The organism is Duganella sp. 3397 (assembly GCF_031456625.1).
GTDB classification, from domain to species: Bacteria; Pseudomonadota; Gammaproteobacteria; order Burkholderiales; family Burkholderiaceae_D; genus Rugamonas; species Rugamonas phyllosphaerae.
The window spans coordinates 1-22,373 of record NZ_JAVDVB010000008.1 but is presented as its reverse complement, the minus strand read 5'-3'; the positions used below and the strand labels follow the sequence as shown (position 1 = coordinate 22,373).

Genomic DNA, 22,373 nt, shown 5'->3' with positions numbered 1-22,373 from the left:
ATAATTTCCGAGACATTCTTCATGCGCTTTATTCTCGCACCAATCACGCTGTGTGCAATGCTTGCCGGTGGCCACGCCACCGCCGAGAAACTTACCCTGGACCGCATCCACTCCGACCCGTCGCTCAGCGGCCCTGGCGTACGCAACCTGAAGGTCTCGCCGGACGGCGCGCGCGTCACCTTCCTCAAGGGCCGCGACGACAACCAGTTCCAGCTCGACCTGTGGGAATATAACCTGAAGAACAAATCGACCCAGCGCCTGGTCGATTCGAAAACCCTGGTGCCGGAAGAGAACCTGTCCGACGCCGAAAAAGCGCGCCGCGAACGCGCCCGCACCGCCGCCCTCAAGGGCATCCTCAACTACAGCTGGTCGCCGGACGGCAAGCAGCTGCTGGTGCCGATCGCCGGCAACCTGTACCTGATCGACGCCGCCAAACCCGACGCCGCGCGCCTGGTCGCCAAGGGCAATGTGCTCGATCCGAAGATCTCGCCCAAGGGCCGCTACCTCTCGTTCGTGCGCGACCAGAACCTGTTCGTGATCGACTTGACTACCAACGCCGAGCGCCAGTTGACCAGCGACGGCGCCGGCACCATCCACAACGGCGAGGCCGAGTTCGTGGCGCAGGAAGAAATGCACCAGACCACCGGCTACTACTGGGCGCCGGACGACTCGGCCATCGCCTTCAAGCGCTACGACGAAGCGCAGGTGCCGGTGGTGCGCCGCTTCGAGATCTATGCCGACCGTACCGACGTGATCGACCAGCGCTACCCGGCCGCCGGCGACCCGAACGCCACCGTGCAACTGAAGATCGTCTCGCCTGCCGGCGGCGCGATTCGCAATGTGGACCTTGGCAGCGAACAGGATATCTACCTGGTGCGCGCCGACTGGAGCAGCGACAGCAAAGCGCTGCTGTTCCAGCGCCAGAGCCGCGACCAGAAAAAACTCGAACTGATCTCGGTCGATGCCGCCACGCTGGCGCAGCGCGTGCTGGTCACCGAAACCTCGAAAACCTGGGTCGATATCTTCGACGATCTGCGCTTCCTGGCCAAAGGCAAGGGTTTTGTGTGGTCGTCGGAACGCACGGGCCGCAAGCACCTGTACCTGTACGATATGAATGGCAAGCTGCTGCATCCGATCTCGAGCGGCGAATGGGGCGTGGACCGCGTGCTGGCCGTGGACGAGAAAGCCGGTCGCGTGTTCGTGCAGTCGAACCGCGACGCGGTGACCGACAGCCAGACCTACGCGCTCAGGCTCGACGGCTCCAGCGCCGACAAGCCTGCCCGCATCACCCAAGGCGACGGCTGGCACGATTCCAACTTTGCCGGCAATGGCGAAGTCTTCGTCGATACCTACTCCGATCCAAGCACGCCGCCCCAGGTGAGCATCCGCCGGCCCGACGGCACCATGATCAGCTGGCTCGAGCACAATGAGCTGAACGCCAGCCACCCGTACGCGAAATACCTGGACGCCCACCTGCGCCCCGAATACGGCACCATCAAGTCGAAAGACGGCCAGACCATGTACTACTCGATCACCAAGCCATCCGGCTTCGATCCGGCCAAAAAGTACCCGGTGTTTCTGTCCACCTACGGCGGCCCGGGCGCGCAGCATGTCGCGCGCAAGTGGGGCAACCTGTTCGACCAGTACATGGCGCAGCAGGGCTTCGTGGTGTGGCGCCTCGATAACCGCGGTTCGAGCCGCCGCGAGCGCGCGTTCACCGACCCGATCTACCTCGACATGGGCCGCGCCGAAGTGGAAGACCAGCTGACCGGCATCGAGTGGCTGAGCAAGCAGAGCTTTATCGATCCGAAGCGCATCGGCGTGTTCGGCTGGAGCTACGGCGGCTTCATGACCCTGCGCCTGCTGTCGCAGGGTTCGGACAAGATCGCCATGGGCGTGTCGGTGGCGCCGGTGACCGACTGGTCGCTGTACGACACCCACTACACCGAGCGCTTCATGAGCACGCCGAAGCTGAACGTGGCCGGTTACAAGTCGGGCAGCGTGTTCTCGCACGTCGATGGCTTGAAATCGAAGCTGCTGCTGGTGCACGGCATGGCCGACGACAACGTGCTGTTCACTAACACCACGCGCATGATCGATGCGCTGGTGGCGCGCAACGTGCAGTTCGACCTGATGACCTACCCGGGCGCCAAGCACGGTATCTCGGGCAAGGTGCCGCAGCGCCACGTGTATGGCATGATCGAGGCCTTCTTCAAGAAGAACCTGATGCCGGAACCCACCAAGTAATGTAGACAGACGTCAAAAGGGCCGCGATTGCGGCCCTTGTTTTACCTGCATCCCAAGCGTGGCTTAGTTGCGGTTGCCCTTGAGGGTGTCGTCAATGGCTTCTTTGGCGTCGCCGACGTTCTTTTGCAGCTTGCCTTCGGCTTGCTTGTTGAGGCCCTTGGCCTGCTGTTCCGAAGAGCCGACTACTTTACCGGCGCCTTCCTGGATTTTGCCGCCGATTTCCTTCGCCTTACCTTTGACTTGATCTTCGTTCATGATGCACTCCTTGGGTCAATGTTGAAGCTACCGGACACACAACGTTGTGTGCATGGGTTTCACTATAGGCCGGTCATGGTCGAGCTTCTGTGCGGTCACTCACCAAGAATGTAAAACCGTGGGCGACAGAAAAGATACGGTCGGGTGCAAAAGGCTTCTTTCTGATGGCGAATCGCTATATAGTTAACCCATAGCAACGTGCTAACAACGACGAACACCCAGGAGATCCCAGATGAAACTTGATGCACTGTTCCAGAATCCGACCGCGTTGCCTACCGCCCCGAAAGTCGTCGAAGAACTGATCAGCAGCTTTGACAAGGCCAGCGTCTCCACCGAGGAGATCGCCAAGAAGCTGTCGACGGACCCGGTGCTGAGCGCCAAGCTGCTGCGATTGGCCAACTCGGCCTACTACCATGTCTCGCGCAGCATCGGCACGGTGGAAGATGCGGTGCTGATGCTCGGTTTCGTCACGGTGCGTACGCTCGTTATCAGCTCCGGCCTGGTGAGCGGTTTCAAGACCGTGCCCGGCCTCGACCTCAAGCAATTCTGGCGCTACAGCCTGCACACGGCGGTCTCGGCCAAGTGGATCGCCAAGAAAACCCGCGAAAACACCGACCTCGCCTTCACCATCGGCATGATGCACGCGATCGGCCAACTGGTGATCCACTCGGCCATGCCGGAAAAGGCCATGGCCCTCGATAAAGTGGCCGGTCCGATGGACTCGCGCCGCCTGGACGCCGAAGTGGCCTCGTTCGGCTACACCTTCGCCGACGTCGGCGCCGAACTGGCCCGCCGCTGGAAATTCCCGGAAACCTTCGCTGAAACCATCATGGCCTTCCCCGAGCCGCACAAGGATGGCGAGCTCAACCGCCTGGCAGCGGTGGTGTCGCTGGCCGCCTGGCGCGCCCGCGTGGAACAGGCCGGCCTCACGGCCGAAGAAATCACCGCCTGCTACCCGACCGAGCTGGCCGAAGAACTGGGCCTGGAAGACGACGCCCTGATCGACGACATGCCGTCACCGGACGAACTGTCCGCAGGCCTGGAAGAATTGGTGAAGTAAGCGACAATATTTCGCACTGTTTCGCCGCCAAAGCTGCCTGATTTCGGTCCGGCAGCTTTTTTTTCATCTTTTTTCAAATTATTTTGATTTTGCCCTCAAGTTCCCGTTTAAGCGGACGTTAATCAAGACATGCGGTAATCCGTCTTAATCTCGCAACTTATCCTGGTGAGCTGATGAACACTTCCGAAGTCCTCTCGATGTACGAAAACATTGCCGGCCTGAGCACCCAGATGGCTGCCGCCGCGCGCATGGGCGACTGGGATGGCGTCGGCAAACTGGAAGCCCGCTGCGCCAGCGCCGCGCGCGCCACGGCCACCGGCGTACCGCCAATGGAAGGCGCACCACGCCTGCGCAAGATCGACCTGCTCAAACAAATCCTGGCCAACGACCGCGAAATCCGCGACCTGGCCGATCCCTGGATGAACACCATCCCCGGCATGGCCCGCCAGTAAAACCAGCCAGCCCAACAAAAAAGCGCCCACCCGGCGCTTTTTTTTCACCCCTACTTCGGGGTCAGTGCCGACATTCGGACATTTTTGAACTTATTTGCACCGCACTGGTCAGCAAATTGATGCGCTCGTGTCCGAATGTCGGCACTGACCCCGAAGTCTTATGCGAGGGCGACGCGCAGGGACAGGGCGATGCCTTGGGCTGCCTGGGTGATTTCGTCGAGCGACGGGAAGCTCGGGGCGATGCGGATGTGGCGGTCTTTCGGATCGTTACCATACGGGAAGGCCGCGCCGGCTGGCGTGAGGGTGATGCCCGCTTCCTTGGCCAGCGCCACCGTGCGTTTCGCGGCGCCGTCCGGCGTCACCAGGTCGATGAAGTAGCCGCCTTGCGGACGGGTCCAGCTCACGCCCGGCACATTGCCCAGGTACTCTTCGAATTGCGCCAGTACCGCGTCGAACTTCGGCTTCAGCAGGGCCGCGTGCTGTTCCATCAGCGCTTCCACGGTCGGCAGGTCTTTCAGCAGGCGCACGTGGCGCAGCTGGTTGATCTTGTCCGGGCCGATGCTGCGGATGCCGGCAAGCTTGGTCCACCAGGCGATATTGGCCGGCGACGACGCCAGCGCGGCGATGCCCGAACCGGCCCAGGTCACTTTCGACGAGGAGGCGAACACGAACGCACGGTCCGGGTTGCCGGCGGCGGCGCACGCTTTGAGGATATCTTGCACCTCCAGCTTTTGCGCCCCCAAGTGGTGGAAGCGATAGGCGTCGTCCCACATCAGGATGAAGTCGGGAGCGGCGGTTTTCATCGCGGCCAGGCGCTGCACCACGGCGTCGGGATACACCACGCCGCCCGGGTTGCTGTACTTCGGCACGCACCACATGCCCTTGATGCTGGCGTCCTCGGCCACCAGTTTTTCCACCAGGTCCATGTCCGGACCATCGTCGTTCATCGGCACGTTGATCATCTTGATGCCGCGCGTTTCGCAGATGGCGAAGTGGCGGTCGTAGCCCGGTACCGGGCACAGGAAGGTCACCGGCTCGCGCACCCACGGCGCGTTGCCGGGCGTGCCGTTCAACAGGGCATAGACGATGACGTCGTGCATCAGCGACAGGCTGGCGCTGCTGTCGACCACCACCTGCGCGGCCGGCACGGCCAGCAATTCGCCGAACAATGCGCGCGCCTCCGGCAGGCCAACCGTGCCGCCGTAGTTGCGGCCGTCGGTGCCGTCAGCGGCCTTGTAGCCGTGCACGGCCTCGAGCAAGGCGTTCGACAGGTCGAGCTGCTCGGGCGATGGCTTGCCACGTGACATATCGAGTTTGAGACCGAGTTGCTTGAACGCTTGGTACTGTTGTTGGTCCTGGGATGGAAGGTCGGCTGCAGTCATGGGGCTCTTTCAAAATGGGAAGGCGAGGCTCGAAAGCGTCGATAACTATACCCCAGTTCGTCAGAGCGTTGACAGAGCTTCAAGTTATATACTTATGCGAAAAAAGTTCTTACATGGAATCAGGGCTGGACCGCCGGTCCCGGGGCGGCCCACTCGGGCGTGGGCACTTCGCGGAACTCGTCACCAGCCGCTTCGGTCGTGCGCGGCTTCTTGCGGAAGCCTTGCCATATCTTGAGCGGCTTGCCCGACTTCTTGCGGCGCAGGTAGAACCACACACCAGCGCCAGCCAGCAAGGCGGCGGCCAGCGCACCGAGAATCAGCGGCAGCTTGCTCGATTGCTCCTCCGGCGGCTTTTCCTTTTTGTACTTGAGCTTGGGCAGCACGCGGCGTTGCTGTACTGGTGCGGCTTCCGGCGCCGGTACAGCGGCTTCCTTGGCGGCTTCCTTGGCGCCCTCGACGCCGGCCTCGGCCTTCAGCGCTGGCGTGGGCGCGGCTGGCTTGGCCGCGACCGGTGTCTCCGGCTTGATCTCTGCGGCCCGCGCTTCGCCCATGCCGGAGGCGATCGTCAACGGCTTGGCGGCCGGGGCGGGCGGAGTTGCGATCGGGATTGCCATTTTGCTTGCCACCTGGGCCGCAGCTGCAGCGCCGGTGGAACCGGCCAGCGCGGTTTGTAATTGCTTCACTTTGCCTTCCAGCTCCACCAGCTTGGTCGACAGCGCCTGGCTTTGGGCATCGAGCACCTGGCACTCTTTGGCGCCAGAACTGCTTGGCGCGCAGGCGGCAGGAGCGGCCGCCTTTTTCACGCCGACCGGTAATGGCAAGGGCGGCATCGGCAACAACGCTTGCGCCACTAGCGGTGGTGGCGCAGAGGTGGCTGGGGTGCTCGCGACCGCCGCAGGCTTGGTGGCTGCTGCTGGTTTGGTGGCGACGGCCTCGCGTTTGACAGAGGCGGCTTCGGGCTTGGCGGCTAATGCCTCTGGTTTGGCAACGGCGCCTTCGGGCTTGGCGGCGAGCTTGTTGTCGGCTTTTGACGCCAGCTTTTCCGCCGTTTTGTCAGCCGTTTTGTCAGCCGTTTTGTCTGCCGTTTTCTCAGCCACCCTGGCCGGCGCAATCAACCGGGAACCGAGCGCCTCGGAAATGCGTTCAGGGATATCGCGCACCGGCACCAGCGCTGGCGGCCGGGCCTGCGCTGGCGCCGCTTTCAAGCCGCCCGGTCCGCCCACTTCCGACTCGTGGAACGACGGCATCGGCGCCGGCCGGGTGCGGTCGCGTACCGCGCGCGCTGGCGCCGGCGCTGCGCTGTCCGCCACCCTGGCCGGCTCGGCGGCAGCGATGGCGGCCGGCGCCATCCGCACCGGCGGCGCCGGGTTGGGGTCGGGCTGCAACCACACCGTGGCCAGGCGGATATCGCGCCGCCCGCCCGCGCTCAATTCCACGTACACGTGCACGTATTCGGCATTGACCGCGCCGGCGGTGGTGATGTGCAGGACATCCTTGCCGTCGCGTCGCGCCACGGCCATCCTGACCGACGCCAGCGCCGGATTCATGGTGATATTGGCGCCGCGATAAACGTCGGGCTGCGCCAGCCGTGCCTGCACCGGGCCACCGTCGCCAGCCAGCAGTTCGACATCGGCCGACAGCGGCTGCCCGATATAGGAACGCGCGGCGACGTCGCCCAACTCGGCGGCATGCAGCGTTGGCGCCAGCACGGCGAGCATGGCCAGCGCCAGCACGGCCACAAGGCGAAGCAAAATATCAAGAAGGTAGCGTTGCATAATCGGTGGGCCGCCGGGCGACATCTGGGGATCTTCTCTATTAACGGCTGGAAATCGACTTTTTGTAGCCCTCAGTTAATTTTTCCGAACTGCGCTACACTGGCTGACGCATGTCAGATGAGAATGATTACCAATTTCACAAAGGAACCGTTATGAGTACCCGCAGCGAAAAAGACAGCTTTGGTCCCATCGATGTACCGTCTGAACAATTGTGGGGCGCGCAAACCCAGCGCTCCCTCGAGCATTTCCATATTTCCACCGAGCGCATGCCGCCCGAACTGATCCACGCGCTGGCCAGCGTCAAGCGCGCCGCCGCCCGTGTCAACCTCGACCTGGGCCTGCTCGACGGCGCCAAGGCCACCGCGATCACCCGCGCGGCCGACGAGGTGCTGGCCAACCAGCACCCCACCGAATTCCCGCTGGCCGTGTGGCAAACCGGCTCGGGCACGCAATCGAATATGAACATGAACGAGGTGCTGGCCAACCGCGGTTCGGAACTGATGGGCGGCGTGCGCGGCGAGTCGCGCCTGCTGCACCCGAACGACGACGTCAACAAGGGCCAGTCGTCCAACGATATCTTCCCCACCGCCATCCACGTCGCGTGCGCCCAGGCGCTGGCCAACAACGTGCTGCCGGCCCTGCGCCAGCTGCGCGCCAGCCTGCACGCCAAGGCCGTAGCCTTTGCCGACATCGTCAAGATCGGCCGCACCCACTTGCAGGACGCCACCCCGCTCACCCTGGGCCAGGAATTTTCCGGCTACGTGGCGCACCTCGATTTTGCCGAACACGCGATACAAGCCGCCCTGCCCGGCGTGCTGCAACTGGCCGCCGGTGGCACGGCGGTGGGCACGGGCCTGAACGCCCACCCGGAATACGCCACCCGCATCGCCGCCGAGCTCGAACACACGCTGGCGCTGCCGTTCCGCACCGCCGACAACAAGTTTGCCGCGCTGGCCGGCCACGACGCCCTGCTGTCGGCCCACGGCGCCCTGAAAACCCTGGCGGCATCGCTGATGAAAATCGCCAACGACGTGCGCTGGATGGCCTCGGGCCCGCGCTCGGGCCTGGGCGAAATCACCATCCCGGAAAACGAACCGGGCAGCTCCATCATGCCGGGCAAGGTCAATCCCACCCAGTGCGAGGCGGTCACCATGCTGTGCTGCCAGGTGTTCGGCAACGACGTGGCGATCACCATGGGTGGCGCCTCGGGCAATTTCGAACTGAATGTGTACAAGCCGCTGATCGCGCACAACTTCCTGCAGAGCGCGCGCCTGCTGGCGGACGGCATGCGCAGCTTCGAGGAACATTGCGTCCACGGCATCGAGCCGAACCGCGACCGTATCGCCGAACTGATGGAACGCTCGCTGATGCTGGTCACCGCGCTGGCGCCGCACATCGGCTACGACAAGGCGGCGTCGATCGCCAAGAAGGCCCAGCACGAAGGCACCACGCTCAAGCAGGCAGCGCTGGCGCTGGACTACGTCACGGCCGAGCAATTCGAGCAGTGGATAGTCCCCATCGACATGACGCGTCCTGGCTGATCAGAACCCGTAAGCGTAACGCACGCCGGCCAGCCAGTCCGGCGCGGCGTTGGCGTCGTGGCCGGGGTTGAAGCGCAGCATCACCGCGCCGGTCAGCTTGCCGCCGCGTCCGTCGCGGGCGCGGCCGAGCATGGTGCTGTAGCCGAATTCGATATCGCGCTCGGTGGCGGTCGGCTGCAGGTTGAAGGCCGGCGCGCCAAACGCCTGGCTGCCCATGTAGGCGGCCTGGCTGCCGCCCTGCTGGCCGCCGGTGCGCACCTTGGCGGGCACCGACACGGTGACGCCGATGCGGTCGCGGTGGTCGAATATTTCGCGCGTGGTCCAGCCGACACTGAACGCCACCGTGCGCACCGAGGATACTTGCGCCATCAGGCTGTCCGCACTGCCATAGCCGTCGGTCTTGCCGTAGGTGGCCATCGCCATCACCGAGCTGCGCGGAGTGACCGCATAGCCCATCGACAACGAAGTAAAGGCCGTGGTCGGCCGCGCCCGCAGCGCCAGCGCCGTGTTGCGCTCGGCTTCGGGGCCGGTCTGGCGCAGGATGCCGGCAGTAACGGCACCGACCGCGCGGCCCATATGGGTTTCGAATTCCGCGATGCTCGAATAGCGGCGGTTGCGCTCGGCCAGCAGCGGCCGGAAGTCGGCGCGCGCCTGGTCCGGTTGGACCAGCAGCGGCAGCGGCATGTCGGCAGCGCAGCAAGACCAGCTTGCCATGGAACTGATGATCGCCATCGAAAACTTGTGCATGATGCCACCCGAGAGGTAGAACAGCGCTGAGTGTTGAGTGTTGCGGGTCGAGCGTACGAACCAGCCTACCAGTTTTTCTTGCTGGCAAATACGCGTTGGCACGGTAAACTGTGCGCCTGTCGGAATGCCGCTACACTATCCTTGTCGCGCGGCGCCGCACTTGAAAACCATGGTATCAGAGGAAAAAATGCAGAAAGTCAGTTTTGAGTTGAATGGGGAATTTGTTGAGTTGAATCAGTTGCTCAAGCTCGTGGGGCTGTGCGACAGCGGCGGCGCCGGCAAGATGCTGGTGGCCAGCGGCGACGTCAAGGTCGATGGCAAGCAGGAACTGCGCAAGACCGCCAAGATCCGCGCGGGCCAGCTGGTCACCGTCGGCGACATCCGCATCAGTGTCGATCCCGTATAAACTTACTTGCATTTGAGCAATAATGGTCTAAGCTGGAAACGCTGCGTTTTCCATGACGCCGCGTAATCCGGCCGTTATTCCCGCCTCGTATAGTTCGGAGTCGGCTGCTGTCATCTCATCAAAACCGTTATGTGTCGAACTTGAACAGGGGGAAGTTATGGACGGTCCGCAACCAACCACACCAACCCAGGAACGCCTGCTGGGCGATCTGCGCGAAGTGATCGAAAATGCCGAAGAATTGTTGAACAACACCACGCAATACAACGGCGCCATGTACGAAACCGCCCGCAGCAAGCTGGCGCAGGCGCTGCTGGCCGCCACCGAAGAACTGGCCCGCTTCGAAGACGCCCACATCGGCCGCATGATGGAGCTGACCGCCCGCGCCAACCAGTTGCATCGCGATCTCACCGGCGAAGCACGCCTCTTGCGCGCCTTCCACCGCGAAGATTAAGTCCGGATTTCCACGATCAGCTGCAGCGCGAGCCAGCGCTGCAACTGCCCCGCCACGTCGAACTGTTCATCCACCGCGAATGCCGCGTCCAGCGCCCCCCCGAAGGTGCCGCCCGCGTGCAACGCCGCCAGCGCGGCATGGCTGCCCCGCCCTAGCGGCGCCACCATTGCATACCACCCAGGCCGCGCCACCACGCCAACTTCCGCCACCGCCATATCGGCGGGAAAAGCGTGACCGTGCGCCGGCTGGTGCGCCAGCCACAGCGACACCACCGCCCACGCCGACTGCACCGGCACGCAGGCGTGGTGCAGGCGCAGCCGGGCCGCTTCCAGTTGCGCCGGCGCCAGTGCGCCCAGTTGCTGCGCCGTCACTGGCGCCGCGTCGGCCGCGTAGTGAGCAAGGTGCACGGCCCACTCCAGGCGCGCCATGTCGGCCAGGTATGGCAACGTGGCCGCAGGTGGAAAATCGTCGAGGAAATCGCCCAGTTGCGCGCCGAAGCGGTTGAGATCGCCGTCTTGCGATGGCTGGGCGCGAACGTACGCGTGCGCCAGCGCGCCGAAAAATGCGTGGCCGACCAGCGCGGCGATCACCGGGTAGGCGGCCGCCAGCGCCTTCGTGGCGGTCGCCGCCAGGTTGCCGCGATACAGCGTCAGCCGGTGGGCGTTATGTTGATGCGGGCGCCACAGGGCCAGTGCCGGCGGCGCGGCACCCGGGTCCACCAGGGCGTCGGCGAACAGTTGCTGGCTTTGGGCCGGCGTGGGGTAAGCTTGGGCGCCAGGCGTGGCGAGGGCGCCGATGTCATGCGACGATGCTGGTGCTGGTGCTGGAGCTGGAGCTGGAGCTGGAGCTGGAACTGGTGCCTTTGCGTGGCGCGGCAGTCGGGTCGCCGCTGCTGCGTTGCTTTGCTGCAAGGTCGGCGCAATTCCTTGGCAACGAAGCAGCGCCTGCGCCTTGGCAGCCTCTTCCATCAACACCGCCAGCGGCGGAATATCGGTATCCCACTCGATCAGCGTTGGCACGGCGCCGAAGCGTTCCAGCGCAGCCTGGTAGAGTTGCCAGACCGGCGCGGCAACGGCAGCGCCGTGGTGATCGATGACTGCCTGCGGCGTTACCAGGTGACCGCCCAGGTGCAGTTCGCCCACCGTGGCGGGCGCGATCGCCTGCAAGGCGGCCAGCGCATCTTCGCCGTGGTTGCACTGGTTGACATACAGGTTGTTGATGTCGAGCAGCAGGCCGCAGCCGGTGCGCGCGGCCAGCGCCGCCAGGAACTGCGCTTCGCTCATGCTGTCCCCGTGGAACCTGGTATAGGTGGACACGTTCTCCAGCAACAGTTGCCGTTGCAGCAGGTTTTGCACCTGGTCCACGCGTTCGCACAGCAGGTCGAGCGCGGCGGCGTCCAGCGTCAACGGCAACAGGTCGTTCAAGTGGCGGTCGCCTACCGCGCCCCAGCAAAGATGTTCGGACACCAGGCAAGGTGCGACGCTGCGCACCAGTGTGCGCACGCGCTCGAGATGCTGCGTGGAAAATCCCCGTGCCGAGCCCAGGCCCAGCCCCACGCCATGCAGGCTGACCGGATAATCGCGCCGCAACCGGTGCAGCACATGCCAGTCGCGGCCGGATTGGTCGAGATAGTTTTCGGTGTGGACTTCGAGCCAGTCCACCGCCGGCCGTTCATCGAGGAACTGGCGATGGTGCGGCGCGCGCAAGCCGATTCCCACGCCCAGCGGGCGCGGTGCAACAGCAGGCGCGGCATCGTTACCGGTCACTTGTGCTACGGGATCACAGCCGGCTGACCGGGCGGCTTACTTGGCAGGCGCAGTGGTCTTGCCGCCGATTTTTTCGCAGGTGCCCTTGGGCACGTGCTTCCACTCGACTGCGGCATTGTCGGTCGTGGCCTGGCCCGCGCACGAATGCGAACCATCGGACGCGGCGCAGTCGTTCTGGCCTGCCTTGGCCACGCCATAGCATTTCTCGGTATCGGCGCTGCCGTTCATGCCGGTGGTCGCAGCGGTGGCCGTGCTGGCGCTGCAAACAGCGGCCAGGGCGGCGGCGATCAGGGCGTGGCGTTGGTTCATGGTCGGTTCTCCTCGAAGGTGGTGGTGTGCAGGCGCAGCGTAGCAGCAATCATGCTGCCACGGCTAGTCTGCGCGGCCGGTCCACCCGGAAGATGGCGCCATTATGCAGTGGTGTTGATGGTATTGCCGAGATTGGAAGGCAGGCGCGGCGCCGAGGGCACCGGCGGAATCGCCTCGATCAGCGCAGTGGCGCTGGACGCCTGGATATCTTGCGCCTTTTTCAAAACGGCAATACCTACCGCCTGCTTGTTGCCGGTGTCGGCGATGCTGGTTGCAAGCTGGGCAATGTTGGAAACGTCCATGGTGTCCTCCTTTAAGGCGTATCCCTTATTTACGGAAGGACGCGCCGGAACTTTAGGCCGGTGGCGACATTTCATGGCGTTTTTTTTCCACCAGCGCCAGCAGCCAGTCCAGCACCTCCTGCGGCGCGTTCAAATCGAGCCAGGCTGTGCTGGCCGACAACTCTGCAGGCCGTGGCAGGTCGGACGCCACCGCCACCACGTGCGCATCGTGCGGATACAGGGGTTCGCGCCCCTGCTCGCGGCGATACACTTCCAGCTTGTCGATCGGATATTGCTTGAACCCTTCGAGCAGCGTCAGGTCGGCCGGCGACAGGCGAGCCAGTTGCTCTTCGAGGGACGGTTCGAGGGCGCCGCGCAATTCGTGGACGATGGCATAACGAAACGGCGACGCCACCATCACCTCGGCCGCGCCTGCCATGCGCAGGCGCGCGCTGTCCTTGCGCGGTGGCTCCAGCTCCAGGTCGTGATGGCTGTGCTTGATGACATTGACCTTGAGGCCACGGTTGGCCAGTTGCGCGATCAGGTACTCGAGCAGAGTGGTCTTGCCGCTGCCCGACGTGCCGATCACACCCAGCACCTGGCGCAGCGGCGCGGAACTTGCTTGATACATTGCTACTCTCCCTGCCACATCGTTGCTCTTGCCTGGCATTATACCCAGCAATATTTCACGTGGCAGACACCGAAAGGCCTATTGCTCCTCGTCCAGTTGACGGAAACGCTCGCTGCGCGAGCGGCTGTTGGCCAGCAGGATCAACAGCAGGCAGACCAGCGCCGTCATATAGGTGCTCGGCTCGCTATCGATGGCGGTGTAAATGGTATGGACCGCCGCGTGGGCGCGCGGCATGACCATGGTGGCGGCTATCAGGAAAGGCAATAACGTCAGGTATTTCATGATCATCCCCTGCAATGATTGGCATGGGAACGACGTTATCACCGCGCCGTGACGCTTTGATGACAATTTAGTACGGAACGCGGTACCTGTAGCCTTTATAGCTGAACACCGCCTCTTTCGGATTCAGTTTTTCCAGCAACAGCCCGGGCGCGACTTCCTCGCCCTCGCGGCGCAGTATTTTGTCCACCAGCAGCAGCCGGTCGGCAGGATTTTTAGAGTAGATGTAACCGCCCACAGCCACCTGCGGAATCGCGCGCTGTATCGGTTCCGGCAGCTCGCGCAGGTTGACAACCGGTTCTTCAACCTTGGCAACGGCGGCCGCTGCCGGGGCCGGTGCAGACCTGGTGGCCGATGCGGGCGCGGCAGTGGTGGCCGGCGCCGGGGCTGCAACTGGCGTGGCGGGCTGGGCCAACGGTGTTGTCACCGTGGCGACCGGCGGCGGCAGGGCCGTGACCGGCGCAGGCAGCGCGGCGACGGATTGCTGCGCGGTTGACGATGGCTGCATAGCGGCCGATCGTTGCACTGCTGTCGATTGTTGCGCTGCTGCCGATTGTTGCGCTGCTGCCGATTGTTGCGCTGCTGCCGATTGTTGCGCTGCTGTCGGTGGCTGCGGCAGCGTGGCGGCGGCCGTGTCACCGCTGGCCGCCGGCGCGGTGGCGTCAGCGGTGACCACCGGCGTGGCTGACCGCAACACCAGTACTACCAGCACCACGATGGCGACCGCCATCGCCACCAGCGCCAGCACGACCGGCCGCTTGAGGCGGCCCGACGCCGAGGCTTGCGCGCCGGCCTGCAAGGTCGGCGCGTGGATGGTCGGTGAGTTGCCGAGTTGGCGTTCGGCTTGCGCTTTTTTCAGCGCTTCCAGGATGTAAGACATATTATTTCCCCGCTCCGGCGGTGGACTGCGCGACCAGGCGCGGCTCCTGCACGCCGCCCAGCTGGTACAGCCGGATAAATGTTTTCGGACCGGCCACGCCGTCCGCCTTGAGTTGCTGCGACGCCTGGAAGTCGCGCAGGCGTTTGCGCAGCGCGGCGTCGAGCGGCTGGTTTTCGGCCGGCGCGGCCAGTTCGTACAGCTGCGCCAGGCGCTGGGCCAGCCAGTCGACGTCGGCACCGCGGTCGCGAGCCACCACCTGGTCGCGCCAGTTGGCCGGCGCGCGCCAGTACGTAGTGAACTCACCGTCGAGCCTTGCGGCCAGCGCTTCCAAGGTCATGCGTTCGGTCTTGCCGCCCGGCGCGGTGATGGTGGCGCCCCTGGCGTCGAGCGCGGTCAGCAGCACGTAACCGGGGATCACCGGATTGTCGCGCAGCGTCAACACGGCCGGCCGGTCGAGCTGGCGCAGCTCGTCGATGCCGCCCCGGGTTTGCAGGCAGCGCAGGTTCAGGCGCGCAGCGGCGCCGCACGGGTCGCTGTCGGTGAGCGCCAGGCCCCACAGGCCAGCCAGCTGGCGCAAGGCGGCAGCCTTGTCGGTAGTGACGCCGGATTCGGCAGAGGAAACCGCCTGCGCGGGAGTAACGGCAGATAACGACGTGGACGCCGGCACCGGCGCGCCTGTCGTCGCGGGCGACGTGACGGTCCCGGTCGCGGTTGTCGTCCCGGGCGCGCTCCCGCGCACGGTACCCTGACCATTACCGGTACCGATACCGATACTGCTACCGGCTCCCGCCGCGACCGGCACCGCCACGGCCGCCATCGGCACCGCCGCGCTGGTCCGCTGTCGCTCGGCAAACTGCAACAGCAGCACGCTGAGCACCACGCCGCCGGCCACGCCGGCCGCCACCAGCGGCCAGCGCGCGCCGGGCGCGAAGCCGCCAGCGCCACTGCCCCGCCCAACCGATCCGACGTTATCGGCGCCGGCAAACACTTCCGCCGCCGCCCGCCGCAAGATGGTGCGCGACACCTGCGGCTGGTTTTCCACGTAGGCCCCCAGCAGCGCGCGGTCGCACAGCAGATTGATACGGCGCGGCACGCCCTTGGTCAGGCTGTGAACCAGCCCCATCAGGCTGCGTGGAAACGGTGCAATCGCTGCCGCCCCGGCCACCGCCAGGCGGTGCTCGATATACGCCGAGGTCTCGGCCTCCGACAGCGAGCCGAGGTGATAGCGGGCAATCACGCGCTGCGCCAGTTGTTCCAGTTCGGGCCGGGCCAGCATGGTGCGCAGTTCGGGCTGGCCGATCAGGATGATTTGCAGCAGCTTGCGCTCGCTGGTTTCCAGGTTGGTCAGCAGGCGCAGTTGTTCCAGCACCTCGGCCGACAGGTTTTGCGCCTCGTCGATGATCAGGACATTGTTCTTGGCCTGGGCGTGGCTGGCCAGCAAGTAGGCGTTGATCGCATCGACATAACCCTTGACGCTGACCGCGCCGCCCCCCTGCGGCGGCAAATCGACACCGAACTCGTCGCAGATGGTCAGCAGCAATTCCTCGACCGTGAGCTTGGGATTGAAGATATAGCCGAGCTTGCAGTTGTCGGGGATCTGCTCCATGAAACAGCGGCAGACCGTGGTCTTGCCGGCGCCGATCTCCCCCGTGAGCAGCACGAAGCCGCCGCCGCTGCCGATGCCATAGAGCAGGTGCGCCAGCGCCTCGCGGTGGCGTTCGCTCATGAACAGGTAGCGCGGGTCGGGCGCGATGGAGAACGGCGATTGTTTCAGGTTGAAGTATTGCGTGTACATGAAAACCTTGAGAGTGCGCGTGCCGGTATTCTAGCCCCTACTTGGGGCGTGAGCGCACCGGCGGTGGTTGCACCGGCGGCAGGGGCTTGTATTTGGCGCAGTAGATTTTCGATTTGGTATCGAAATAGACGATGCGGCTGGCCGGCTTGGCCTCGCGCACCGGGAAGGCCGACGTGTCGATACGGATATGGTGCACGCCCACCTGGGTGATGATGGCCTGCTGCAGTTCCTCGGGCGTGGCCTCGGCCACGGCGCCCACGAAAATATAGGTGCTGGTGTCGTCGCTGACCATCACCTCGGAAATCTCGCGGCCCCACAGCGACGCGCCGTCGGTGCGGAACCAGTACGCGCCGCCCTCGTGCTTGTAGGCCGGACCGAAATGCTTGAGCAGGTAATCGTAGTAATAAAAATTGGCGGTCTGGTCGCGGCACAGCAGGCCGTTGCCGATGATGGTGCCGAACGTGGTGGGCACGTTTTGCGCCCGCGCCGGCGCGGTGGCCAGCGCCAAAGTCACAGCAATCGCCAGCGCGCCGCGCTGCAACGAGGAAGAAAGAAACGCCACCGGCTCAGGTCTTCGACAACCAGGCGCGGTTGGCGCTGATGCGCGCCTTGGCGGTGGCCGGCAAGGCGTCGTAACAGCCGGGGTATTGCTTTAACGCGGCTTCGCGAATTTCTTTCTGCAAGCCGTTAATCAGAAAAATATACAGCACCCCACCGTCCTTGGTATTTTTGGTTCCCAGGTATCTGATCATATGTGGTCCCTTTCCATGCGTCTTTATTATGACATTATCGGCGCGGCGCGCGGCAAATTGAATCGCCTACCGTTCAACCCGGGCCAAACTCCTTTTGACAGTGTGCTTTACCTCCCACTATAGTGCCGCATGATCAAATTTCTCCTCGGCGTGGACGGCGGCGGCAGCGGCACCCGCGCCATCCTGGCCCCCGCGCCTTCCTGCCAGACAGGCCAACCCGGCCTACCCGGCCTACCTGCCCTGCTCGGCACCGGCGCCGCCGGTCCCTCCGGCCTGGCGCACGGCATCGCCAGCGCCTGGACCGCTGTCGAGCAAGCCATCGCGGCCGCCTTTGCCGCTGCCGGCCTGCCGGTGGCCCCGCGCGCGGCAACCGCGCTGGGCCTGGGCCTGGCCGGCGTCCACAACCGCCAGTGGTCGGCGCAATTCATCGCCGCCAACCCCGGTTATGCCGCATTGGCTTTGGCATCGGACGGCCACACCACCGTGCTGGGCGCGCACGACGGCCAGCCCGGCGCCATCATCGCGCTGGGCACCGGCAGCGTGGGCGAAGCCAAGCTGGCCGACGGCCGCCACCTGGAAGTGGGCGGCTGGGGCTTCCCGTCCGGCGACGAGGCCGGAGGCGCCTGGATCGGCCTGCGCGCGATTAATCACATGCAGCAAAGCTTCGATGGCCGCCTGCCCGCCAATGCCTTTGCCGACGACGTGGCGCAGGCCTGCGGCGCACCCGCAGGCCTGCGCGACCCGGCCGCGCGCGAGGTGCTCCAGCAATGGCTGGCCGGCGCCTCGCAAACCCGCTATGCGCAGCTGGCGCCGGTGGTGCTGCGGCACGCGCCCTCGGACGACGCCGCGCGCGCCATCGTGCACGCGGCGGGGCTGCAGGTCGAACGCCTGGCCCGGGCGCTGGACGCCGGCGCCACGCTGCCGATTGCGCTGTGCGGCGGGCTGGCCGCACCGCTGCGCCCGTACCTGCCACCGGCCCTGCTGGCGCGCGTGGTGCCAGCGCGCGGCGATTCGGCGGCCGGCGCGCTGCGGCTGATCCGCCAGCATCTCGACCAACCACAGCGCACCTAGAGGAGTCGCACCATGCGTGCTGCAATCACCGGCAACATCCTCACTCCCGCAGGCTGGGTCCACGGCGAGATCGGCTTCGACACGCGTATCGCGTCGATTTCCGGCGGCGCCGTCGATCCGGCATCGAACGGCGGCGACTACATCCTGCCCGGCTTTATCGATCTGCACGTGCACGGCGGCGGCGGCAAGGACGTGATGGAAGCCGGCGACGCGGTACGCACCATCGCCGCCATCCATGCCCGCCACGGCACCACCAGCCTGCTGGCCACCACCATGACCGCGCCGGCGGACGACATCAAGCTGGCGCTGGCCGCCATCGGCCGCGCCGCCGCCCGGCGCGGCAAGGGAGAGGCGCGTGTGTTGGGCGCGCACCTGGAAGGACCGTACATCAACCCCGGCAAGCTTGGCGCGCAACCGGACTACGCGCGCGCGGCCACGCTGGCAGACGTGCACGCGCTGGCAGCGCTGGCGCCGTTAAAACTGATCACGGTGGCGCCTGAAATCGCCGGCCACCTGGCGCTGGTGAAAGAACTGGCCGACGCCGGCATGCGCGTGCAGATCGGCCACACCGCCGGCTCGTACGAAGACGGCAAGGCGGCGCTCGAGCATGGCGCGCACGGCTTTACCCACCTGTTCAACGCCATGACCGGCCTGCACCACCGCGAACCCGGCATGGTGGGCGCAGCGCTGGCACATGCACAGTACGCCGAGCTGATCCCCGACCTGCTGCATGTGCACCCGGGCGCGATCCGCACCGCGCTGCGCTGCATCCCCAAGCTTTACTGCGTGACCGATTCCACCGCCGCCACCGGCATGCCGGACGGAGAATACATGCTGGGCCGGCAGGTGGTCATGAAATGCCTGGGCGGCGTGCGCCTGCCCGACGGCACGCTGGCCGGCAGCGCGCTCACCATGGACCAGGCACTGCGCAACCTGGTGGGCATCGGACTCGATCTGGCCGATGCGTCGGCCCGCGTGTCCACCTATGCGGCCGACTACCTGGGCCTGGCCGACCGCGGCCGCCTGGTCCCCGGCGCCTGGGCCGACGTCGTCGTTCTGGACCGCGACCTGCAACTGAAAGCCGTGTACCTGGAAGGCGAACGACTGTGAACGATATAAACAATTTACGTAAACTGGCCGGCCAGCTGATCATGATCCGCTTCCCCGGCACCGAGCTCGATGCCGCCACAGCCGACTTCATCAAGGCGAACGCCATCCGCGCCGTGTGCCTGTTTCGCGGCAACATGACCGACGCCGCCCAACTGACCAAACTGACGGCAGACCTGCGCGCGGTGATGGGGCCGCAGTCGCTGATCGCCATCGACCAGGAAGGCGGCGCCGTGGTGCGCGCCACCTGGGTGCCGGCGCCGCCGTCGGCCATGGCGCTGGGTGCGGCCGACGATGTCGACCTGGCGCGGCGCACCGGCGCGGCGGTGGCGCGCGCGGTGAAAGCGCTGGGCTTCAACTGGAACTTCGCGCCGGTGCTGGACCTCAACAACAACCCGTACAACCCGGTCATCGCCGAGCGCTCGTTTGGCGCCGATCCGCAGCGCGCAGCCGAACTGGCGCTGGCCTGGATGGACGGCAGCCACACCGAAGGCGTGGCCTGCTGCGTCAAGCACTTCCCCGGCCATGGCGACACCAACGTCGATTCGCACCGCGACCTGCCCACGGTGGACAAGCCGGTGACCGAGCTCGCACGGCTGGAGCTGGCGCCGTTTCGCACCGCCGCGTCGGGCGACCGGGCGGCGCCGGCGCTGATGACCGCGCACATCGTCTATCCGGCGCTCGACGCCGACAATCCCGCCACCATGTCGCGCGCCATCCTGCACGACCTGCTGCGCGAGCAGTGGGGCTACCGCGGCATCATCATCACCGACGGCATGGACATGCACGCGATCGCGCACCGTTACGGCGTGGGCCACGCGGCAGTGCGCGCGCTCACCGCCGGCGCCGACATGGTGATGGCGCTGGGCACCCCGCAAACCCAGGAAGAAACCCTGGCGTCGATTACCGCCGCCATCGCCTCGGGCGAGCTGCCGGTCGATGCAGTGCAGCAGCGGCTCGATCAGCTGGCGGCGCTGGCGCGCGACTACCCGTGCGCACAACCACCCTACCTGGACGACGCCGCCGACCGCGCGGTGATGGCCGAAGGCTGGCAACGGGCGCTGACCGCGCACGGCAATCCACAGCGCCCGGCACCGGGCGCCAGGCTGCGCCTGGTGGTGCGGCAGGACGTGGTGAGCGACGGCGTGTCGGAAGCGGGCGTGCCGGCGGCGCGGGTGGCAGACTCGCTGCGCCGCCTGTACGACGTCGAGCTGCTGACGTATGCCGACGCCGACAGCTTCGACTGGAGCGCGCTGCCGCAGGACGGGCGCTTTACCGTGCTGGCGTCCACCTCGCGCCTGCGCTACGGCGCCCATGCGCGCAGCACCTGGCGCCCGGACCTGCACCTGGCGCTGTGGAACCCGTACCAGGCGCTCGACATCGCCGCCCCGGCCCTGCTCACGTATGGCTTTGCGGCGCCGGCGCTCGATGCCGTCAACGCCTGGCTGGCGGGGGAACTGCCCGCGACAGGAACCGCGCCGGTGCCGGGCTTCGCCGCCTGACACTGCCGGCACACGCTTGAATCCGGCGCAAATGACGTATTTTATGTAACAATACGCGCGTTTGGCCGCCGTGCCTGCGCCTGCGGCCTTGAGAAAACCAATGTCTATGATTGAAGGATTACACATGTCCCACATTCGTCTCGCTCGTATTAGCCTGATCCTGGCCGCCATCGGCCTGAACGCCGCTCCCGCCATGCTGGGCATGAACATGGTCCACGCCCAGGACAAGGAAAAGGCCGCTGCCGAAGCACCGAAAGACACGGTCCGTCCCGAGATCTTCAAGCTGATCGACCCGAAAGAGGTCAAGCCACTGCTCGACGCCAAGAACTACGCCGAAGTCAAAACCCGCATCGACACCGCAGCGGCCATGCCCAACCTGACCCCGTACGAAACCTTCGTGCTGAACCAGATGCGTGTGCAGGTGGGCCAGGGCATGGGCGACAACGCCATGACCATCGCGGCGCTGGAATCGATGATCGATTCGGGCCGCCTGACGCAGGACGTCAAGCTGCGCTTCATCGACGCCATCGGCACCATCTACTACAGCAACGTCAAGGACTACGACAAGGCGCTGGTGTGGTTCGATCGCTATGGCAAGGAGTCGGGCGATACCACCAAGCAGCGCCAGTTCATCATCCGCTCGTATTACCTGAAAGATGACTTCGCCAGCGCCAAGACCGAAGTGCTGAAAGACATCGAAGCTGCCAAGCAGGCCGGCACCGCGCCAACCAAAGACACGCTCAACCTGCTCGGCAACATCGGCCTGAAGCTCAAGGACACCGACCTGTACCTGTCCGCCGTGGAAGGACTGGTACGCTACTACCCGAGCGAAGACTACTGGTTCGACCTGCTGAACCGCACGCGCGGCAAGAAAACCTATGCCCAGCGCCTGGACCTGGACATGGCCCGCCTGAAAATGGTGGCTGCCCCGAGCAAAATGGAAACCGAAGACTACCTGGAACAAGCCGAGCTGGCCTCGCTGGGCGGCTTCTTCACCGAAGCGAAGATCGCCATCGACAAGGCCTACCCGAACGGCAACATTCCGGCCGGCAAGGACAAGGCAGCGATCACCAAGATCCGCGACACCGCCACCCGTGGTGCTGCCGACGATGCCAAGAACATCGATTCGGGCATCGCCTCCGCCCAGAAGTCGAAAGACGGCATCGGCCTGGTCAACCTCGGTTACAACTACATCACCCTGGGCCAGTTCGACAAGGGTATCGACCTGATGAAGCAAGGTATTGCCAAGGGCGTGGCGAAAAATCCTGAAGACGCCAAACTGCGCCTGGGCTATGCCCTGGCCATGGCCGGCAAGAAGGACGAATCGATCAAGCTGCTCGAAACCATCAAAGGCGACGACGGCCGCGGCGACCTGGCCCGCTTCTGGATCATCTACCAGAACAAGCCGGCAGCAGCAGCACCAGCACAGGCACCAGCCGCAAAATAAGCGCGCGCAGCACAACAAAAGCCGGCTCAGCGCCGGCTTTTTTTTCGCCCTTACTTCGGGTCTACTTCGGGGTCAGTGCCGACATTTAGACACGGGCCCAACAGCCATATGGTTGAGTGCGTGTCCGAATGTCGGCACTGACCCTAATGCCGCTAAGTTAAGCTCTTAGCGGCATTTTTCTTGTAAACGACTGCCGGAAGTGTTAACTTTCTGCACGATGCTATCACATGCCATTTC

Annotated in this window: 23 protein-coding genes; 10 read left to right on the top strand and 13 right to left on the bottom strand. The window is 65.0% G+C overall.

Translation table 11 applies throughout. The features are described from left to right. The first annotated feature begins 21 nt into the window (after positions 1-21). The gene (locus J2X54_RS22380) at positions 22-2,247 is read left to right on the top strand and encodes a S9 family peptidase (RefSeq protein ID WP_310183931.1); all 2,226 of its coding nucleotides are present in this window, start codon (positions 22-24) and stop codon (positions 2,245-2,247) included. Positions 2,248-2,310: 63 nt separating this feature from the next. Here the strand turns inward: J2X54_RS22380 and J2X54_RS22375 are convergent, their stop codons facing one another. Continuing rightward, positions 2,311-2,502, bottom strand: a complete 192-nt coding sequence (locus tag J2X54_RS22375) for a CsbD family protein (RefSeq protein ID WP_019921742.1) — start codon at positions 2,500-2,502, stop codon at positions 2,311-2,313. A 232-nt stretch (positions 2,503-2,734) separates the two neighbouring features. On the opposite strand from J2X54_RS22375, the gene J2X54_RS22370 reads away from it, so the two are divergent. Then, on the top strand, positions 2,735-3,562 hold the full coding sequence (locus J2X54_RS22370; protein WP_070251674.1) for an HDOD domain-containing protein: 828 nt from the start codon (positions 2,735-2,737) through the stop codon (positions 3,560-3,562). A gap of 173 nt (positions 3,563-3,735) precedes the next feature. Continuing rightward, positions 3,736-4,014, top strand: coding sequence for a flagellar protein FliT (locus tag J2X54_RS22365; RefSeq protein ID WP_310183925.1), 279 nt, complete (start codon positions 3,736-3,738; stop codon positions 4,012-4,014). A gap of 158 nt (positions 4,015-4,172) precedes the next feature. Here the strand turns inward: J2X54_RS22365 and J2X54_RS22360 are convergent, their stop codons facing one another. Both J2X54_RS22360 and J2X54_RS22355 read right to left on the bottom strand, forming a co-directional pair. Further along, positions 4,173-5,396 carry an aminotransferase class I/II-fold pyridoxal phosphate-dependent enzyme gene (locus tag J2X54_RS22360; protein ID WP_310183920.1) on the bottom strand — a complete coding sequence of 408 codons (1,224 nt, stop codon included), beginning with the start codon at positions 5,394-5,396 and terminating at the stop codon, positions 4,173-4,175. 119 nt (positions 5,397-5,515) lie between these two features. Beyond that, entirely contained in the window at positions 5,516-7,171 is a 1,656-nt protein-coding gene (locus J2X54_RS22355) for an LPXTG cell wall anchor domain-containing protein (RefSeq protein WP_310183916.1), read from the bottom strand. A gap of 152 nt (positions 7,172-7,323) precedes the next feature. Here J2X54_RS22355 and fumC point away from each other — a divergent pair, with 152 nt between their 5' ends. After that, complete coding sequence (gene fumC / locus J2X54_RS22350) at positions 7,324-8,712, top strand: class II fumarate hydratase (protein ID WP_310183912.1); 1,389 nt, start codon at positions 7,324-7,326, stop codon at positions 8,710-8,712. On the opposite strand, the gene J2X54_RS22345 is transcribed toward fumC, so the two are convergent. Further along, the gene (locus J2X54_RS22345; protein ID WP_310183909.1) at positions 8,713-9,459 is read right to left on the bottom strand and encodes a hypothetical protein; all 747 of its coding nucleotides are present in this window, start codon (positions 9,457-9,459) and stop codon (positions 8,713-8,715) included. A 187-nt stretch (positions 9,460-9,646) separates the two neighbouring features. Here J2X54_RS22345 and J2X54_RS22340 point away from each other — a divergent pair, with 187 nt between their 5' ends. Together J2X54_RS22340 and J2X54_RS22335 are read left to right on the top strand one after the other, a co-directional pair. Next, the gene (locus J2X54_RS22340) at positions 9,647-9,865 is read left to right on the top strand and encodes an RNA-binding S4 domain-containing protein (protein ID WP_070248988.1); all 219 of its coding nucleotides are present in this window, start codon (positions 9,647-9,649) and stop codon (positions 9,863-9,865) included. A 157-nt stretch (positions 9,866-10,022) separates the two neighbouring features. Further along, positions 10,023-10,316: a DUF883 family protein gene (locus J2X54_RS22335; protein WP_070248984.1), complete on the top strand. Its 294-nt coding sequence runs from the start codon at positions 10,023-10,025 to the stop codon at positions 10,314-10,316. Here the strand turns inward: J2X54_RS22335 and J2X54_RS22330 are convergent. The 9 genes from J2X54_RS22330 to J2X54_RS22290 form a co-directional block, all read right to left on the bottom strand. Further along, complete coding sequence (locus tag J2X54_RS22330; RefSeq protein WP_310183907.1) at positions 10,313-12,082, bottom strand: DUF692 family multinuclear iron-containing protein; 1,770 nt, start codon at positions 12,080-12,082, stop codon at positions 10,313-10,315. The two genes, J2X54_RS22335 and J2X54_RS22330, sit on opposite strands and share 4 nt — an antisense overlap. Positions 12,083-12,118: 36 nt before the next feature. After that, entirely contained in the window at positions 12,119-12,391 is a 273-nt protein-coding gene (locus J2X54_RS22325; RefSeq protein WP_070245817.1) for a DUF2282 domain-containing protein, read from the bottom strand. A gap of 101 nt (positions 12,392-12,492) precedes the next feature. Continuing rightward, positions 12,493-12,693: a YjfB family protein gene (locus J2X54_RS22320; RefSeq protein ID WP_070245816.1), complete on the bottom strand. Its 201-nt coding sequence runs from the start codon at positions 12,691-12,693 to the stop codon at positions 12,493-12,495. Between the two features lie 52 nt (positions 12,694-12,745). Next, the gene (gene mobB, locus J2X54_RS22315) at positions 12,746-13,303 is read right to left on the bottom strand and encodes a molybdopterin-guanine dinucleotide biosynthesis protein B (RefSeq protein WP_310183902.1); all 558 of its coding nucleotides are present in this window, start codon (positions 13,301-13,303) and stop codon (positions 12,746-12,748) included. A gap of 78 nt (positions 13,304-13,381) precedes the next feature. Continuing rightward, positions 13,382-13,585, bottom strand: coding sequence for a hypothetical protein (locus tag J2X54_RS22310; protein WP_310183899.1), 204 nt, complete (start codon positions 13,583-13,585; stop codon positions 13,382-13,384). A gap of 67 nt (positions 13,586-13,652) precedes the next feature. Further along, a complete protein-coding gene (locus J2X54_RS22305; protein WP_310183895.1) occupies positions 13,653-14,462 on the bottom strand; it encodes a general secretion pathway protein GspB in 810 nt (269 codons plus the stop codon). A gap of 1 nt (position 14,463) precedes the next feature. Next, on the bottom strand, positions 14,464-16,257 hold the full coding sequence (locus J2X54_RS22300; RefSeq protein ID WP_310183893.1) for an AAA family ATPase: 1,794 nt from the start codon (positions 16,255-16,257) through the stop codon (positions 14,464-14,466). Positions 16,258-16,294: 37 nt separating this feature from the next. Next, positions 16,295-16,819, bottom strand: a complete 525-nt coding sequence (locus J2X54_RS22295) for a hypothetical protein (RefSeq protein WP_310183891.1) — start codon at positions 16,817-16,819, stop codon at positions 16,295-16,297. A gap of 4 nt (positions 16,820-16,823) precedes the next feature. Beyond that, positions 16,824-16,967, bottom strand: a complete 144-nt coding sequence (locus tag J2X54_RS22290) for a hypothetical protein (RefSeq protein WP_229255481.1) — start codon at positions 16,965-16,967, stop codon at positions 16,824-16,826. A gap of 171 nt (positions 16,968-17,138) precedes the next feature. On the opposite strand from J2X54_RS22290, the gene J2X54_RS22285 reads away from it, so the two are divergent. From J2X54_RS22285 to J2X54_RS22270, 4 genes are all read left to right on the top strand, one after another. After that, positions 17,139-18,080: a BadF/BadG/BcrA/BcrD ATPase family protein gene (locus J2X54_RS22285; protein WP_310183887.1), complete on the top strand. Its 942-nt coding sequence runs from the start codon at positions 17,139-17,141 to the stop codon at positions 18,078-18,080. Between the two features lie 12 nt (positions 18,081-18,092). Continuing rightward, a complete protein-coding gene (gene nagA / locus J2X54_RS22280; protein WP_310183884.1) occupies positions 18,093-19,190 on the top strand; it encodes an N-acetylglucosamine-6-phosphate deacetylase in 1,098 nt (365 codons plus the stop codon). 41 nt (positions 19,191-19,231) lie between these two features. Beyond that, positions 19,232-20,689: a beta-N-acetylhexosaminidase gene (gene nagZ / locus J2X54_RS22275; protein WP_404990953.1), complete on the top strand. Its 1,458-nt coding sequence runs from the start codon at positions 19,232-19,234 to the stop codon at positions 20,687-20,689. A gap of 124 nt (positions 20,690-20,813) precedes the next feature. Then, positions 20,814-22,136, top strand: a complete 1,323-nt coding sequence (locus J2X54_RS22270; protein WP_310183880.1) for a hypothetical protein — start codon at positions 20,814-20,816, stop codon at positions 22,134-22,136. Positions 22,137-22,373: the final 237 nt, after the last annotated feature.

What these genes read in the sequence shown, in the direction of transcription:
- J2X54_RS22335 (WP_070248984.1), top strand. Translation starts at nt 10,023, where the DNA reads ATGGACGGTCCGCAACCAACCACACCAACCCAGGAACGCCTGCTGGGC.
- J2X54_RS22355 (WP_310183916.1), bottom strand. Translation starts at nt 7,171, where the DNA reads ATGCAACGCTACCTTCTTGATATTTTGCTTCGCCTTGTGGCCGTGCTG.
- J2X54_RS22375 (WP_019921742.1), bottom strand. Translation starts at nt 2,502, where the DNA reads ATGAACGAAGATCAAGTCAAAGGTAAGGCGAAGGAAATCGGCGGCAAA.
- J2X54_RS22310 (WP_310183899.1), bottom strand. Translation starts at nt 13,585, where the DNA reads ATGAAATACCTGACGTTATTGCCTTTCCTGATAGCCGCCACCATGGTC.
- J2X54_RS22370 (WP_070251674.1), top strand. Translation starts at nt 2,735, where the DNA reads ATGAAACTTGATGCACTGTTCCAGAATCCGACCGCGTTGCCTACCGCC.
- J2X54_RS22365 (WP_310183925.1), top strand. Translation starts at nt 3,736, where the DNA reads ATGAACACTTCCGAAGTCCTCTCGATGTACGAAAACATTGCCGGCCTG.
- fumC (WP_310183912.1), top strand. Translation starts at nt 7,324, where the DNA reads ATGAGTACCCGCAGCGAAAAAGACAGCTTTGGTCCCATCGATGTACCG.
- J2X54_RS22345 (WP_310183909.1), bottom strand. Translation starts at nt 9,459, where the DNA reads ATGCACAAGTTTTCGATGGCGATCATCAGTTCCATGGCAAGCTGGTCT.
- J2X54_RS22320 (WP_070245816.1), bottom strand. Translation starts at nt 12,693, where the DNA reads ATGGACGTTTCCAACATTGCCCAGCTTGCAACCAGCATCGCCGACACC.
- J2X54_RS22285 (WP_310183887.1), top strand. Translation starts at nt 17,139, where the DNA reads ATGATCAAATTTCTCCTCGGCGTGGACGGCGGCGGCAGCGGCACCCGC.
- nagZ (WP_404990953.1), top strand. Translation starts at nt 19,232, where the DNA reads ATGATCCGCTTCCCCGGCACCGAGCTCGATGCCGCCACAGCCGACTTC.
- J2X54_RS22305 (WP_310183895.1), bottom strand. Translation starts at nt 14,462, where the DNA reads ATGTCTTACATCCTGGAAGCGCTGAAAAAAGCGCAAGCCGAACGCCAA.
- J2X54_RS22380 (WP_310183931.1), top strand. Translation starts at nt 22, where the DNA reads ATGCGCTTTATTCTCGCACCAATCACGCTGTGTGCAATGCTTGCCGGT.
- J2X54_RS22300 (WP_310183893.1), bottom strand. Translation starts at nt 16,257, where the DNA reads ATGTACACGCAATACTTCAACCTGAAACAATCGCCGTTCTCCATCGCG.
- mobB (WP_310183902.1), bottom strand. Translation starts at nt 13,303, where the DNA reads ATGTATCAAGCAAGTTCCGCGCCGCTGCGCCAGGTGCTGGGTGTGATC.
- J2X54_RS22340 (WP_070248988.1), top strand. Translation starts at nt 9,647, where the DNA reads ATGCAGAAAGTCAGTTTTGAGTTGAATGGGGAATTTGTTGAGTTGAAT.
- J2X54_RS22360 (WP_310183920.1), bottom strand. Translation starts at nt 5,396, where the DNA reads ATGACTGCAGCCGACCTTCCATCCCAGGACCAACAACAGTACCAAGCG.
- nagA (WP_310183884.1), top strand. Translation starts at nt 18,093, where the DNA reads ATGCGTGCTGCAATCACCGGCAACATCCTCACTCCCGCAGGCTGGGTC.
- J2X54_RS22270 (WP_310183880.1), top strand. Translation starts at nt 20,814, where the DNA reads ATGTCCCACATTCGTCTCGCTCGTATTAGCCTGATCCTGGCCGCCATC.
- J2X54_RS22325 (WP_070245817.1), bottom strand. Translation starts at nt 12,391, where the DNA reads ATGAACCAACGCCACGCCCTGATCGCCGCCGCCCTGGCCGCTGTTTGC.